General features: G+C 71.3%; 9 protein-coding genes and 1 pseudogene. 2 read left to right on the forward strand and 8 right to left on the reverse strand.

The features are described 5' to 3' along the window. Window positions 1–89: 89 nt before the first annotated feature. The 5 genes from ABEA82_RS18975 to ABEA82_RS18995 form a co-directional block, all read right to left on the reverse strand. Complete coding sequence (locus ABEA82_RS18975) at window positions 90–2,969, reverse strand: FAD-binding and (Fe-S)-binding domain-containing protein (RefSeq protein WP_345662734.1); 2,880 nt, start codon at window positions 2,967–2,969, stop codon at window positions 90–92. A 23-nt stretch (window positions 2,970–2,992) separates the two neighbouring features. Next, the gene (locus ABEA82_RS18980; RefSeq protein ID WP_345662735.1) at window positions 2,993–3,835 is read right to left on the reverse strand and encodes a carbohydrate ABC transporter permease; all 843 of its coding nucleotides are present in this window, start codon (window positions 3,833–3,835) and stop codon (window positions 2,993–2,995) included. 6 nt (window positions 3,836–3,841) lie between these two features. Next, entirely contained in the window at window positions 3,842–4,843 is a 1,002-nt protein-coding gene (locus ABEA82_RS18985) for a carbohydrate ABC transporter permease (protein WP_345662736.1), read from the reverse strand. A 101-nt stretch (window positions 4,844–4,944) separates the two neighbouring features. Beyond that, on the reverse strand, window positions 4,945–6,288 hold the full coding sequence (locus ABEA82_RS18990) for an ABC transporter substrate-binding protein (RefSeq protein WP_345662737.1): 1,344 nt from the start codon (window positions 6,286–6,288) through the stop codon (window positions 4,945–4,947). A 79-nt stretch (window positions 6,289–6,367) separates the two neighbouring features. After that, window positions 6,368–7,387, reverse strand: a complete 1,020-nt coding sequence (locus tag ABEA82_RS18995; RefSeq protein ID WP_345662738.1) for a LacI family DNA-binding transcriptional regulator — start codon at window positions 7,385–7,387, stop codon at window positions 6,368–6,370. Between the two features lie 210 nt (window positions 7,388–7,597). Here ABEA82_RS18995 and ABEA82_RS19000 point away from each other — a divergent pair, with 210 nt between their 5' ends. Together ABEA82_RS19000 and serC are read left to right on the forward strand one after the other, a co-directional pair. Continuing rightward, window positions 7,598–8,947 carry a glycoside hydrolase family protein gene (locus ABEA82_RS19000; protein WP_345662739.1) on the forward strand — a complete coding sequence of 450 codons (1,350 nt, stop codon included), beginning with the start codon at window positions 7,598–7,600 and terminating at the stop codon, window positions 8,945–8,947. Between the two features lie 74 nt (window positions 8,948–9,021). Further along, window positions 9,022–10,140 (forward strand): phosphoserine transaminase, encoded by a 1,119-nt coding sequence (gene serC / locus ABEA82_RS19005; RefSeq protein ID WP_345662740.1) that lies wholly within the window; start codon window positions 9,022–9,024, stop codon window positions 10,138–10,140. Window positions 10,141–10,234: 94 nt separating this feature from the next. Here serC and ABEA82_RS19010 read toward each other — a convergent pair whose 3' ends face one another. From ABEA82_RS19010 to ABEA82_RS19020, 3 genes and pseudogenes are all read right to left on the reverse strand, one after another. Then, window positions 10,235–11,839: an alpha/beta hydrolase gene (locus ABEA82_RS19010; RefSeq protein ID WP_345662741.1), complete on the reverse strand. Its 1,605-nt coding sequence runs from the start codon at window positions 11,837–11,839 to the stop codon at window positions 10,235–10,237. Between the two features lie 240 nt (window positions 11,840–12,079). Next, window positions 12,080–13,609 carry a cellulase family glycosylhydrolase gene (locus tag ABEA82_RS19015; protein WP_345662742.1) on the reverse strand — a complete coding sequence of 510 codons (1,530 nt, stop codon included), beginning with the start codon at window positions 13,607–13,609 and terminating at the stop codon, window positions 12,080–12,082. Window positions 13,610–13,765: 156 nt separating this feature from the next. Then, window positions 13,766–13,951: pseudogene (locus ABEA82_RS19020) on the reverse strand (ABC transporter permease); the annotation flags it as partial. Window positions 13,952–13,955 lie beyond the last annotated feature (4 nt).

Below are 13,955 nucleotides of genomic sequence, written 5' to 3' on the forward strand. Positions count from 1 at the left end.
TCGCTCGGCTGGTGCGCAGAGCCTAGGAGCGGCTCCGGCCCTCCTCCGGCCGAGACACTCGCGTCCGCCCGTCCGGTGGCCCGAACGCCTCAAGCGTCCGGCCGCCCCGCCTCCAACGCGTCCGCGAGCACCTCCGCCAGGTGCCTCCCGCGCACGCCCGCCAGCTGCTCCAGCTGCGTACGGCAGGAGTAGCCGTCCGCCAGGACCACCGTGCCGTCCGGGGCGTCCCGTACCGACGGGAGGAGCTGGTCCTCCGCGCACGCGGCGGACACCTCGTAGTGGCCCTTCTCGAAGCCGAAGTTCCCCGCGAGCCCGCAGCAGCCGCCGCTGAGTTCACCGCTGAGGTGAGCGGACCCGCGCAGCCGGCGGTCGGCGGCGTCGCCCAGCACCGCGTGCTGGTGGCAGTGGGTCTGACCGGCCACCGGGCGGTCCACACGCGGCGGTGTCCAGTCCGGCGCGTGGCGTTCCAGCGCCTGGGCGAAGGTGAGGACCTTCGCGGCGAGGCGGGCCGCGCGCGGGTCGTCGTGCAGCAGCTCGGGGACGTCGGTGCGCAGGGCCGCGGCGCAGCTCGGCTCCAGCACCACCACCGGGGCGCCGGTCTCCAGCACCGGCTCCATCAGGTCCAGCGTGCGGCGCATGACGGCCCGGGCCTGGTCCAGCTGGCCCGTCGACACGTACGTCAGCCCGCAGCAGACCCGGCCCCGGCCCCGCAGCAGGGACAGCGGGTCGAGGGCGACCGTCCTGCCGTCGCCCACCGGCGGTTTCGCCAGACGCAGGGTCGGCGGCAGCGCCACCCGCAGCCCGGCCGCCTCCAGCACCCGCACGGCGGCCTGCCCGACGGAGGGCGAGAGATGCTCGGTGAAGGTGTCGGGCCACAGGATCACCAGGTCCCCGCGAGGCCCCTCCCCCGTGCCCCGCCGCCGCTCCCACCACCTGCTGAACGTCCGCGTCGCCACCCGCGGGATCTCCCGCTCGGGCGCGATGCCACCCAGCCGTTTCGCCGTCCACGCGAGGGGGCGTGTCCGGGCGAGCAGGTTGACCAGCGCCGCCGTGCGTGTGCGGGAGACGGCACGGAGCCACTGCGGCAGCCGGCCCATCGCGTAGTGCGCGGCCGGGCGGCGGCGGCCGGCGTAGTGGTGGTGGAGGAACTCCGCCTTGTACGTGGCCATGTCGACCTCGACCGGGCAGTCCGACCGGCAGCCCTTGCAGGACAGGCACAGGTCCAGGGCGTCGCGCACCTCGGTCGAGCGCCAGCCGTCGGCCACGACCTCACCGGCGAGCATCTCGTGCAGCAGCCGGGCCCGCCCGCGCGTGGAGTGCTGCTCCTCTCCGGTCGCCCGGAAGGACGGGCACATGACGGCGGAGCCCGACACCGAGGTCGTACGGCACTTGGCGACGCCCACGCAGCGCCGCACCGCCGCCGAGAAGTCACCACCGTCGGCGGGGTAGCCGAAGGCGACGTCGACCGGCTCGCGCGGCAGGACGGAGAAGCGGAGGCCGGCGTCGAGCGGCGCGGGGCGTACGAGCATCCCGGGGTTCAGCAGGTCGTCCGGGTCCCACACCCCCTTCACCCGCTCGAAGAGGCCGACCATCTCCGGCCCGTACATCCTGGGCAGCAGTTCCGCCCGCGCCTGCCCGTCCCCGTGCTCCCCGGACAGGGAACCGCCGTGCGCCACCACCAGCTCCGCGAGCTCCTCCGAGAAGCGGCGGAAACGGGCGACACCCGGCTCCGTCAGCAGGTCGAAGTCGATCCGCACGTGGATGCAGCCGTCCCCGAAGTGCCCGTACGGCGTGCCGCGCAGCCCGTGCGCGGTGAGCAGCCCCCTGAAGTCCCGCAGATACGCCCCGAGCCGGGCGGGCGGCACCGCGCAGTCCTCCCACCCCGGCCACGCCTCTGTGCCGTCGGGCATCCGCGTCGCCGTACCGCTCGCGTCCTCCCGGATCCGCCACAGCGCCCGCTGCCCCGCCGGGTCGGTGACCACGAGGGCGTCCACGACGTCGGCCGCCCGCACGATCGCCTCCGCACGCGCGCGTGCCTCCCCGGCCGACTCCCCGCCGGTCTCCACGAACAGCCAGGCACCGCCCCGCGGCAGCGCCGCAGCGGACGGCACCAGGTCCGCCGCCATGCCCTCCACCGTCAGCGGCCCGAACGGCAGCAGCCCGGCGGCGGCCTCCGCCGCCGCGCTCTCGTCGGTGTACGCCAGCACGGCCAGCGCACGCGCGCGTGGCGCCTCGACCAGGCGTACGACGGCCCCCGTCAGGACGCCGAGCGTGCCCTCGGAGCCGCAGAAGGAGCGGGCCACGTCGGCGCCGTTCTCCGGCAGCAGGGCGTCCAGCGCGTAACCGGAGATGCGGCGGGGCAGGTCCGGGAAGCCGGTGCGCAGGCGCGCCAGTTCCCCCTCGGCCAGGGCCCGCAGCCCGTCCGGCGCCCCGGCCCAGTCCTGCCCGAGTCGCAGGCGCTCGCCGCGTGCGGTGACGACGTCCAGTTCCCGCACGCTGTCCGCGGTCGTCCCCCACGCCACGGAGTGCGAGCCGCAGGAGTTGTTGCCGATCATGCCGCCGAGCGTGCAACGGCTGTGGGTGGAGGGGTCGGGGCCGAACCGCAGGCCGTGCGGGGCGGCGGCGTCCTGGAGCCGGTCGAGGACGAGGCCGGGCTGAACGACGGCGGTGCGGGTGTCCGGATCGAGCGACAGCAGCCGGTTCATGTGCCGGGTGAAGTCCAGGACGACACCGGTGCCGGTGGCCTGCCCGGCAATGGAGGTGCCTCCGCCCCGGGCGACCACGGGCACGCCGTGCTCCCGGCACACCGCCAGCGCCGCCGCCACGTCGTCGGCGTCGCGCGGAGCGACCACGCCCGCCGGGACCCGCCGGTAGTTGGACGCGTCCATGGTCGTCAGCGCCCGGGACGTGACGTCGAACCCGACCTCGCCCCGGACGACGGCACGCAGCCGCGCTTCGAGTTCCGTCATGCGTCCAGCATGCCCCCGGGGCCTCAGCCCTTGACCGCTGAGCTGGCCACACCCTCGACGAACCAGCGCTGGAAGAACGCGAAGACGACCAGCACGGGCAGCACCAGCAGCACGCCGAAGGCGAGGATCTGGCCCCAGTCCGGGGGCTGCTGTCCCTGGAAGACGCTCATCTCCAGCGGGAGGGGACGCACCGACGGGTCGGACACCATCAGCACCGGCCACAGGAAGGAGCCCCACTGGATGAGGAAGGTGAGGATCGCGACCGAGGCGAACACGGGCCGGGACATCGGCACGATGATCGCGAAGAAGGTGCGCCAGGGCCCCGCGCCGTCCAGCCGGGCCGCCTCCTCGATGCTCGTCGGGATCTTCCGGAAGAAGGTGTGGAACTGGTAGACGGCGAAGGCGTTGGCGACGAACGGCAGCGCCTGGATGAAGATCGTGTTGCGCTGCCCGTTGAACATGTAGAACAGCGGCACCGCCACCGACTCGAACGGGATCAGCATCAGCAGCAGGACGAGGGTGAACACCGCGTTCTGCCCCCGCCACTTCAGCCGGGTCAGCCCGTACGCCGCCATCGAGTTGACGATCAGCCCGCCCGCGACGACCACGAACGCGAGCAGCACCGACACGCCCATGAACTGCCAGAAGTAGCCGGTGCTGTCGGAGTTCAGGCTGTCGAGGACGGCGGTGTAGTTGTCGAAGGAGAGGTGGGTGGGCAGGAAGCCGGACAGGCCGTTCAGGACCTCGTCGGACGGCTTGAGGCTGCCGAGGAAGAGGTAGAGCGCGGGGAGGGCGAAGACGAACGCCAGGACGCTCAGGACGGTGTAGTCGAGGACGCGGCGTACGGGCGTACGGGTCATGGCCATGGTGGGTCAGTCCTCGTTGTCGGGCCGGACGACGCGGCGCTGGACGATCGTCAGGGCGACGACGATCAGGAAGAACACCACCGTGATGGCCGAGGCCTGGCCGATGTTGTTCTGGTCGAAGGCCGTGGTGACGGCCTGGTACATCACGGTGCGGGTGGCGTCCTCGTCCAGGCCGCCGCCGCGGATGAGGATGTACACCTGGTCGAAGACCCGGAAGGACAGCACCGAGGTCAGCATCGCGACGAACACCAGGGTGCCCCGGATGCCGGGCAGGGTGACGTGCCGGAACTGCTGCCAGCGCGACGCCCGGTCCAGCTGGGATGCCTCGTAGAGCTCGCCCGGGATCTGCTGGAGCCCGGCCAGCAGGATGACCATCTGGAAGCCGACACCCTGCCACACCGACAGCACGATGATCGAGCCCATCGCGGTGAGGCCGTCGCCGAGCCAGTCGAAGGCACCCCAGTTTCCGAAACTCACCGCGTCCAGCAGGGAGTTGAGCATGCCCTGCTCGCTGCGGGCGAGGATCAGCCGCCAGATCACGGCGACCAGCGCCATCGGGAAGACCACCGGCATGAAGAAGAAGGACCGGAACACGCCGATGGCCTTCAGCTTGCGGTTGAGCAGGATCGCCAGCGCCAGCGCCAGACCCGTCTGGAGCGGTACGACGACGACGGCGAAGGTCAGGTTGTTCAGCAGTGCCCGCAGGAACGGGCCGGACAGGTCGGGGTCGGTGAACAGCCGTCGGTAGTGCTCCACGCCGAAGAAGGCGGGCTCCAGCGGCGATCCGAGGCGGACGTTGTAGAAGGAGAGCACCACGGCGTAGCCGAACGGGATGCCGACGAAGGCGAGCAGACCGACGACCGCCGGGGCGGACATCAGCAGCCCGTGCAGCCAGTCGCGGTTGCCGCGCGAGCCACGCACGGGTTTCGCGGAGGGCGCGGACGACGCGGCCTGCGCCCGGCCAGGGGCCGCGGGGTGCGCGGAGTGCGCGGGTTCCACGGTTTTCACGGGGGGGTCCTCTTCCCGGCGGGGCGGGCTCGGCCGGTGCGGGGCCGCGTCGTCGCGCGGCAGGTCACCGACGGCCCGCCCGGGCCGATGCGTCCTGCGGGTTACGGGATCTCGTAGCCGGCGTTGTCGGTGAAGTCCCGGTCGATGGCGCGGGCGGCCTTCTGCAGGGCTTCCTTGGGGTCGGCACCGCCGTAGATCGAGTTCAGGGCCGTGTTGAACTTCGCCGTGACCGTGGGGTATCCGGCGGTCACGGGGCGGGTGACGGCGACGCAGGATGCGCTGATGTCGCTGTCGCCGCACGGCTTGGCCAGCTGGTCGGCGAAGAGCTGGAGCGGGCCGCCCTTCTTGTACAGCTCGCTCTTGGCGAGGGCCGACTTGGTGGCGGGCACCGCGCCGTTGGCCTTCGTCATCGCGCCGACGTTCTCGTCGTTCAGCAGGTAGTCCAGGAAGGTGCCGGCGGCCTTGCCGTTCTTGCTGTCGGCGCCGATGCCCCAGGCCCACGAACCCTGGCCGGTCTTGGGGCCGTTGCCGAAGTCCGGCAGCGGCAGGACGGCGAGGTCATCGCCGAGCGCCTCGCTGTAGGCGGGGTAGTTCCAGTGGCCGACCCAGCTCAGCGCCACCTTGCCCTTGGCGAAGGCGTTGCCGTCGGTGTTGGCGTCGACGTACGGCTTCCAGGACTGGAAGGTCTTCAGCGCGGAGACGGCCTTCGGGCTGTCCAGGGTGCCCTCCGCCTTGCCGTCCTTCAGCAGGCCGCCGCCGGCCGACCAGACGATCGGGGAGAAGCCGAAGGTGCCCCACTCGGAGGCCAGGCCGTACTGCTCCGATATGTCGAGGACCTTGCCGTCGGAGTCCTTGCCCTTCAGCGCCGCGAGGGCCTTGCCGAACTCCTCGGCCGTCCAGGCGTCGTCCAGGCTCGTCGGGTACTTCACGCCGGCCGCGTCCAGCAGCTTCTTGTTGGCGTACATGCCGAGCCCGGCGTCGAACATGCCCAGGCCGTAGTGCTTGCCGTCGATCTCGCCCTGCGCCTTGATCGCGTCGGTGGCGTTGTCGAGGGTCTTGGCGGAGACGTGGCCGTCGACCGGGGCGAGCTTGCTGTTGTAGACGAAGTTGGCCATCGTCGGCCCGTCGAACTCCAGCACGTCCGGCAGTTCGGAGGCGTCGGTGGTGGTGATGGTCTTCGTGTAGTCCTTCTCGGGGATGAGCTTCAGCTCGGCCTTGATGGCGCTCTGCGAGGAGTTGAAGGACTTCACCGCGTTCTGTAGCGCGGTCGCCTCGCTCGCCTGGCCCTGGTGGGCCCAGACGCTGATGGTGCCCTTGCCGCTGCCCTGTTCGGCGGAGGTGTCCTTGCCGCCGCCACCCCCGCCGCAGGCGGCCAGCGCGGCCAGGGGAAGCAGGGCGAGGGCGGTCAGGCCCGTACGACGGTGTTTTCTGTGGCCGTTGATCATGGAGGTGCCTCCGTGCGGGTGTGCGGGGACGGGGTGAGAGGTCAGAGGAGGGGGATCGCAGAGGGGGAGGGCGAGGGGGCTACCGCTGCCGGCCGCTGTGCGGAGGAGCGGTGGTCTCGCGGAGGACGAAACGGATGGGCATCTCGACGGGGTGCGGCGGCCCGGCGTCCGGATCGTCCAGCCTGGTCAGGAGCAGCCGGGCCGCCTCCCGGCCCTGGGCCGCGACCGGCTGGGCCACGGTGGTCAGCCCGACCACCTCGGACAGCTCGTGATCGTCGAAACCGACGACGGACACGTCCTCCGGAACCCTCAGCCGGTGCCTGCGCAGGGCGCGCAGGGCGCCCATCGCCATCTCGTCGGACTGGGCGAACACGGCGGTCGGCGGATGGCGCAGCGCCAGCAGCTCGGTCATGGCCCGCTCGCCGCCCTCGACCGTGTAACCGCCGTCCGCCTCCAGGGCGGGATCGAGTTCGATCCCGGCGTCGGCCAGCACGTCCAGGTAGCCCTGCCGGCGGTCCAGGGGCGTGGTCCAGTGCAGCGGCTCGCTGGCCCCGGAGATCATGCCGATCCGCCGGTGGCCGAGGTTCACCAGATGCCGTACGGCGCTTTCCGCCCCGCCCCGGTCGTCGATGCCGACCACCGTGAAGCCGGGCCGGGCGCCGCCGACCGTGGTCGCCAGCGGCACGTCGAGGGACCGCAGGGCGGCGGCCTCCTCCAGGTCCGGGATCAGCAGGGACAGCACGGCGTCGACCCGCTTGCGGATCGGCAGCTTGGTGAAGAAGCGCTTGCGGGCCTCCGGTGAGCCGAGGTTGTACAGCAGGACGTCGTAACCGGCGGCGCTGAAGACCTTCTCGGCGGCGTCCAGCACGGTGCCGAAGAACCAGCGGCCCACGTACGGGACGACGACACCGATGGTGTAGGTGCGCCCGCTGGCCAGGCTGGACGCCGAGCGCGAGGCGGTGTAGCCCAGCTCGGCGGCGACCGCCACGATCCTGGCCCGCATCTCCTCCGACACGCCGGGACGGCCGCGCAGGGCGCGGGACACGGTGGACGCCGAGACCCCGGTGGCCTCGGCGACATCGGTGATGCTGACCGTCACGGGACGCTCCTTGGTGGGATGCACGCCGCGTGCCCGAGTCCGTCCGGAACACGTCGGCGTGTGGGGGAGTGACGAGACCGTAAACCCGCCCATGCGGTTGCGCAAGCGTTTGCGTTCGGGTTTTACTTCGGCTGACTCCCAGAGAAACTCTCGCCAGTCAGAACACAGCGCACACGTTTGAGTGCCGCTGCCGGCAGACAGGACCTGTCCATGCGATACGCGCCGCCCGGCCTCTGCGTGAACGACTTCGACCTCCTGCGCCACACGGACGGCACCTACTCCGTGCTGCACCTCCAGGGCCCGTGGACGGCCGAGTTCGATCACCTGCGCATGGAGACCTCGTACGGCCGGGCCACCTCCACCGACCTGGTCCACTGGGAGCCGCAGGGCACCGCCTTCGGCAACGGCCTGCCGGGCCGCTTCGACCAGCAGGCGGTGTGGACCATGCACGCCTTCCCGCACGGCACCGGCATGGCGATGCTCTACACCGCCGTCTCCGGACTCACCTCCGGCGGCTGGCCCCTGCAGTCGGTCGGCCTGGCGTACTCCGACCGCACCGACGGCACCGGCTGGCGGCGCCACGGCACCAGGCCGGTCGCCGAGGCCGACCCGCGCTGGTACCGCACGGGCGAACGCATGGGCTGGCGCGACCCCTTCGTCGTACGCGACGACGAGTCCGACGGTTGGGTCATGCTGATCTGCGCCGCCGACGCCGCCCTGCCGGTCGAGGTCAGCGGCTGCGTCGCCTGGGCCACCTCCGACGACCTGGAGCACTGGACCGTCCACCCGCCGCTCCTCTCCCCCGGCGACGTCGACGAACTGGAATGCCCGGTCCTGGAACGCCTCGACGACGGGAGCTGGCTGCTGCTCGGCTCCATCGGCGCCACCCGGGGTTTCGAGGCGTGGACCGCCCCGCGCCTGCGCGGCCCCTGGACCCGCCGCGGCCCGCTCGGCCCGACCGGCGCGTACGCCCCGCGCGTCGTCGCCGCCCCCGACGGCTCCCGCGTCGTGCTGCACACCACCCCGCGCCGCGTCGGCCTCACCGACACCGGCGACCGCTGCCGCGGCATGCTCGCCCAGCCCAAGTCCCTCGTGGTGCCACAGGACGCGGCACCCCGCCTGGAATGGTGGCCGGGCCTGGACCCCTGGCTCGGCGAGGAGACGTACGACGCCTCCCTGCACGCGGTCGGGGACGTCGCCCTCTCCGGCCGCACCGAGATCACCCTGCGCACGCACGACTCCGACAGCGACCGGCCCGCGCTCACGGTCACCTGCGACGGCAAGAACCTCCAGGTCACCGGCCCTGAGGGCGCTCCGCTCGGTGAGGCCCTCCTGCCGGAACCCGCCGCCGGCTTGCGCATCCTCACCGTCGGGGAGTACGTCGAGGTCTACGCCGACGGCGTCTTCGTCCTCACCACCCTGTGCTACTCCGGCCGCCCCGCCCCCTGGACGGCCCGCGCGAAGGGCCGCGTCCGCCCCGTCCCCGTCCGCCCGGTCCGGCTGCCCGCGCCGCACCGCGACGACGCCTCGGCCGTCTGGCCCGGCCCGTCGCCGCGGTGACGGCGGCCGGAACTCCGTCTCACCCGACGGACGACGTTTCGCCCAGGTTTCCGGAAACGGCTACCCTCCCCTTCGTGGCTGAGATCCAGATTCCCGCTGACATCAAGCCCGCCGACGGACGTTTCGGCGCGGGCCCCTCCAAGGTGCGGACGGAAGCGCTGGACGCGCTGGCCGCCACCGGCACCTCTCTCATGGGCACCTCCCACCGCCAGGCACCCGTCAAGAACCTGGTCGGCAAGGTGCGCGAGGGCATCCGTGAGCTGTTCCAGCTCCCCGACGGCTACGAGGTCGTCCTCGGCAACGGCGGCTCCACCGCGTTCTGGGACGTCGCGACGCACGGCCTGATCGAGAACAAGTCGCAGCACCTCAGCTTCGGCGAGTTCTCCTCCAAGTTCGCCAAGGCCGCGAAGCTCGCGCCGTGGCTGGCCGAGCCGGACGTCATCTCCAGCGACCCGGGCACCCACCCCGAGCCGGTCGCCGAGGCGGGCGTCGACGTCTACGCCTTCACGCACAACGAGACCTCCACCGGTGTCGCCATGCCGATCAAGCGCGTGGCCGGCGCCGACGACGGCGCCCTGGTCCTGGTGGACGCCACCTCGGGCGCCGGCGGTCTGCCCGTCGACATCGCCGAGACGGACGTCTACTACTTCGCCCCCCAGAAGTCCTTCGCCTCCGACGGCGGCCTCTGGATCGGTGTCTTCTCCCCGGCCGCGATCGAGCGCGCCGAGCGCGTCCACGCCTCCGGCCGGCACGTCCCGGAGTTCTTCTCGCTGCCGACGGCGATCGACAACTCCCGCAAGAACCAGACGTACAACACCCCGGCCCTCGCCACGCTGTTCCTCCTCAACGAGCAGCTGGAGTGGATCAACGGCCAGGGCGGCCTGGACTGGTCGGTCCGCCGCACCGCCACCTCCGCGCGGACGCTGTACGGCTGGGCCGAGGACGTCAAGTTCGCGAACCCGTTCGTCACCGACCCCGCCAAGCGCTCGGCGGTCATCGGCACGATCGACTTCACGGACGAGGTCGACGCCGCCGCCGTCGCCAAGGTCCTGCGCGCCAACGGCATCGTCGACACCGAGCCCTACCGCAAGCTCGGCCGCAACCAGCTCCGCGTCGCGATGTTCCCGGCGATCGACCCGGCGGACGTCGAGGCGCTCACGAAGTGCGTCGACTACGTGATCGAGAAGCTCTGATCTTCTCCCGCACGTGACCGACACGTGACGGAGGGCGCCCCGCACACGCGGGGCGCCCTCTCTCATGTTCGGGCGAGGGCCAGGAGAGGCACCCTCACCGGCCGGACGCCAGGATCCCGCGCAGACTGTCACCGACCGTCGCGACGGCCGGCTGCTGCGTGCTCGGCGTCTTCTCCGCCGCCGCCTGCGGCTTCGGATCGGCGGTCTTCTTGCACACCGCGTCGGCCACACCGCTGCCGTGCGGGACCTTGCCGTTGGTCAGGTACGTGGCGAGGTGCTTGTCGAGGCAGGCGTTGCCGCTCAGCGTGATGCCGTGGTTGCCGCCGCCCTGCTCGACCACGAGGCTGGAGCCCTTCAGCAGCCGGTGCATGGTGACACCGCCCTCGTAGGGGGTGGCCGCGTCGTCCGTCGCCTGGAACAGCAGCACCGGCGGGAGCTTGGCGTTGGAGACGTTCACCGGCTTCAGCGACTTCGTCGGCCAGAACGCGCACGGCGCGTTGTACCAGGCGTTGTTCCAGGCCATGAACGGAGCCTTCTCGTACACCGCCCAGTTGTCCTTGCGCCACTGCTTCCAGTCGCGCGGCCAGGACGCGTCACGGCACTGCACCGCGGTGTAGACGCTGTAGCCGTTGTCGCCGGAGGCGTCGATGGCGGCGATGTCCCCGTACGCCTTGACCAGCGCGGCGGTGTCGTGGTCGTTGACGTACGCCGCGAACGTCTGCGCGAGGGTGGGCCAGTAGGCGTTGTTGTAGCCGCCGGGTATGAAGATGTCCTCCAGCTCGGAGGCGCCCACCTTGCCGCCCGCCGGCTTCTTGGCGAGGGCCGCGCGCATGGCGTACCACTTGGCCTCGACCGCGGCCGGGTTCTTGCCGAGCTTGTAGGTGGAGTCGTACTTGGCGATCCACGCCATGAGCGCCTTGTGGCGCTTGTCGAAGGCGTAGTCCTGCTGGATGTTGTCGTCGTACCAGACGCCGGTCGGGTCGACGATCGAGTCCAGCACCAGGCGCCGCACCCGCTCGGGGTACAGCTTGGCGTAGACCGCGCCGAGGTAGGTGCCGTACGAGTAGCCGAAGTAGTTGATCTTCGACGCGCCGAGGGCCTTGCGGATCGAGTCCATGTCCTTCACGGCGCTGACCGTGTCGATGTACGGCAGGACGTCCTTGTACTTCCTGCCGCAGGCCTGCGCGAAGGACTTGGCGCGGGCGACGTTGGCGCTCTCCAGCGCCGGGGTGCTGGGCACGGAGTCGGGGCGCACCGGGTCGAAGTGGCCCGGCTTGCAGTCCAGGGCGGGCTGGCTCTTGCCCACGCCGCGCGGGTCGAAGCCGATGACGTCGTACTGGGCGGCCACCTCCTTGGGCAGGGAGGACGCGACGAACCCGGCCAGGGACAGGCCGCTGCCGCCGGGGCCGCCGGGGTTGACGAGCAGCGGGCCCTGGGACTTCGACGCGGTGTGCGGCACGCGGGACAGCGCGAGCGTGATCTGCTTCCCCCGCGGCTTGGCGTGGTCGAGCGGCACCTTCACCGACGCGCACTGGAGCGTCGGGACGTCGTCCGTACCGCACTTCTTCCAGGTGACCTTCGCGGCGGCGGTCCGGGCGGGTTTCGCGGAGTGCGACGCGCTGGCGCTGGCGGGGACGGCGGTGAGCGTCCCGGCCAGCACGACGGTCGCACCGCACAGTACGGCTGCGCTTCTTCTCATGGAGTTCTCTCAGAACGGTGAGGGGGGTCAGACCCGCGAGTGACACGGGCCGTGCCGCATCGTTTCGGAAGAGCGCGCCACACACGTACGTTTTCGACCAAGACTTGACCGAATCGAGTCATAGTCCGCTCTCACACTCCCCTCAGACAGGGGGAGTTCTGGCATTTCACAACAATGCGGACGACAACGCCGCCGTGGGGGCGTCCGGCGAGCACCGGGCGCCCCCATGTCAGCCCGCGATCAGGTCGCCGCGCAACTCACACTCGGCACGCTCCCGCCACCGGGCGCACCGCCGAGGCCGAAGCTCGCCGAACCTCCCACCGGCACGCTCCCGTTGTGCGCCGCGTTCACCGCCGTGACGGTGGCCCCGCTCTGGGTGTGCGACGCGTTCCACATGCTCGTGACCTTCTGGGAGCCGCTCCACGTCCAGGTCACCTTCCAGGACTTCAGCGGAACAGCGCCCGTGTTGGTCACCTTCACCTCGGCGTTGAAGCCGCCGCCCCAGTCGCTGCTGACGGCGTACGCGGCGGCGCAGGCTGCCGTACCGCCGCCCGGGTCACCTGGATCCCCGGGGTCGCCCGGACCCGGGCCGGAGCCGCCGCCCCCGAAGCCCGGGGCCTTGATGCTCGCCAGGTACCCGTCCTTCACCGTGTCCACGGTCTGCCAGTCGTCCTTCAGGATGCCGCCCGTGTCACCGGAGTTGGGATTCCAGGACCAGAAGGTCCACTGGAAGCTGTCGGCCCCGTACGCGGAGGTCGAGCGCAGGTACTTCACCAGCTCCGCCAGCCACTTCTGGTCCACCGCCGGCTGGAGCGTCGTGCCGAACTCGCCGAGCCACACCGGGGCGATGTTCTGCTTGAAGACGTAGCCCCAGTACTTGTCCCAGATCCCCGGCAGGTTGGACGGGAAGGCCGGGTCGCTGAACCACGCCTGCTGGGCCACCGACGTGGCGTAGTCGTGGGCCGAGTACACCAGCCGGTTCGGGACGTCGAGCTGGACCGGGTACTGGGCGACGCCCATCAGGTTGCCGCCCCACCAGCCGTTCGTGCCGTTGTACGACTGCACACCCTCGACCATGATCAGCAGCTCGGGGTTGACGGAGAGCACCGCGTTGCCCGCGCGCTGGGCGGCCAGGCGCCAGTCCCGGGTGGTGTCGCCGCAGCCCCAGCAGGCGGGGTCGTGGGGCTCGTTGTGCAGGTCGATGCCGACGACGGTGGGGTTGCCCTTGTAACGCGCCGCCAGGGACTTGAGGTTGGTGATCCACGTCGACTCGGGGACCGACGCCGTGTACCAGAGCGCGGACTGGCCCGCCGAGTCCGGGCGGTGCCGGTCGAGGACGATCTTGAGTCCGGCCTGCCCGGCGTACGCCACGATCCGGTCCAGGACCTGGAGGGACGTCAGCCCGCGCAGGTCGGTGTTCTTGCCGTCGTGGTTGACGCTTTCGGGCATGGTGCCGGACTTGAGGATGTCGTCGCTGTAGGGCATCCGGATGGTGTTGTAGCCCAGCGACTTCATCTGGTCGATCATGCTCTTGTAGTCGCGGGCCCACAGGCCGTGGACGACGTGATTGGTGGTCTCGAAGCCGAACCAGTTGATGCCGGCGATACGGACCGGCTGCCCGGCCGCGTCCAGGATCTGCCGGCCGCTGGTGTGCCAGTAGCCGGCACCGGCGGCCTTCGTGCCCACGTCGGCCCGTGCCGACTGCACACCGGCCAGCGGTAACAGGAGCGCCGCGGCAACACACAGCGCTCTGCGCAGGATGCGGAACATGTGGCTGCTTCCTCTCGGGTTCCTCCGGGGAGGGGGGAGGCGTGGCACCGGAACCGATATGGGAGCGCTCCCATAATGCCGCGCACCTCCCAGGAAACTGACGCACCATGAGCACGTCAAGCCTCTGGGAGGTGCGGGTCCGCGTCCTGCTCGCCAACGGCTCAGCCGCTGGAACCGCCGTACCGCGAGCGGCAGGAAGATCGCGGTCAGAATCACCGGCCACACCCAGGCCATCAGCTGCGCGTGCTGCTCGACCCACGAGTCGCCACCGCCGACCGGCGTCCCGAACAGGTCGCGGGCCGCCGCCGTGGAGGAGATCGGGTTCCAGGCCGCGACCCGGCCCGCG

It is taken from the genome of Streptomyces venetus (assembly GCF_039540295.1).
GTDB classification, from domain to species: domain Bacteria; phylum Actinomycetota; class Actinomycetes; order Streptomycetales; family Streptomycetaceae; genus Streptomyces; species Streptomyces venetus.

Bases quoted from the DNA above. Each gene is read 5' to 3' on its own strand.
- ABEA82_RS18975 (WP_345662734.1), bottom strand. From the start codon at position 2,969: ATGACGGAACTCGAAGCGCGGCTGCGTGCCGTCGTCCGGGGCGAGGTC.
- ABEA82_RS18990 (WP_345662737.1), bottom strand. From the start codon at position 6,288: ATGATCAACGGCCACAGAAAACACCGTCGTACGGGCCTGACCGCCCTC.
- ABEA82_RS19010 (WP_345662741.1), bottom strand. From the start codon at position 11,839: ATGAGAAGAAGCGCAGCCGTACTGTGCGGTGCGACCGTCGTGCTGGCC.
- ABEA82_RS18980 (WP_345662735.1), bottom strand. From the start codon at position 3,835: ATGGCCATGACCCGTACGCCCGTACGCCGCGTCCTCGACTACACCGTC.
- ABEA82_RS19000 (WP_345662739.1), top strand. From the start codon at position 7,598: ATGCGATACGCGCCGCCCGGCCTCTGCGTGAACGACTTCGACCTCCTG.
- ABEA82_RS19015 (WP_345662742.1), bottom strand. From the start codon at position 13,609: ATGTTCCGCATCCTGCGCAGAGCGCTGTGTGTTGCCGCGGCGCTCCTG.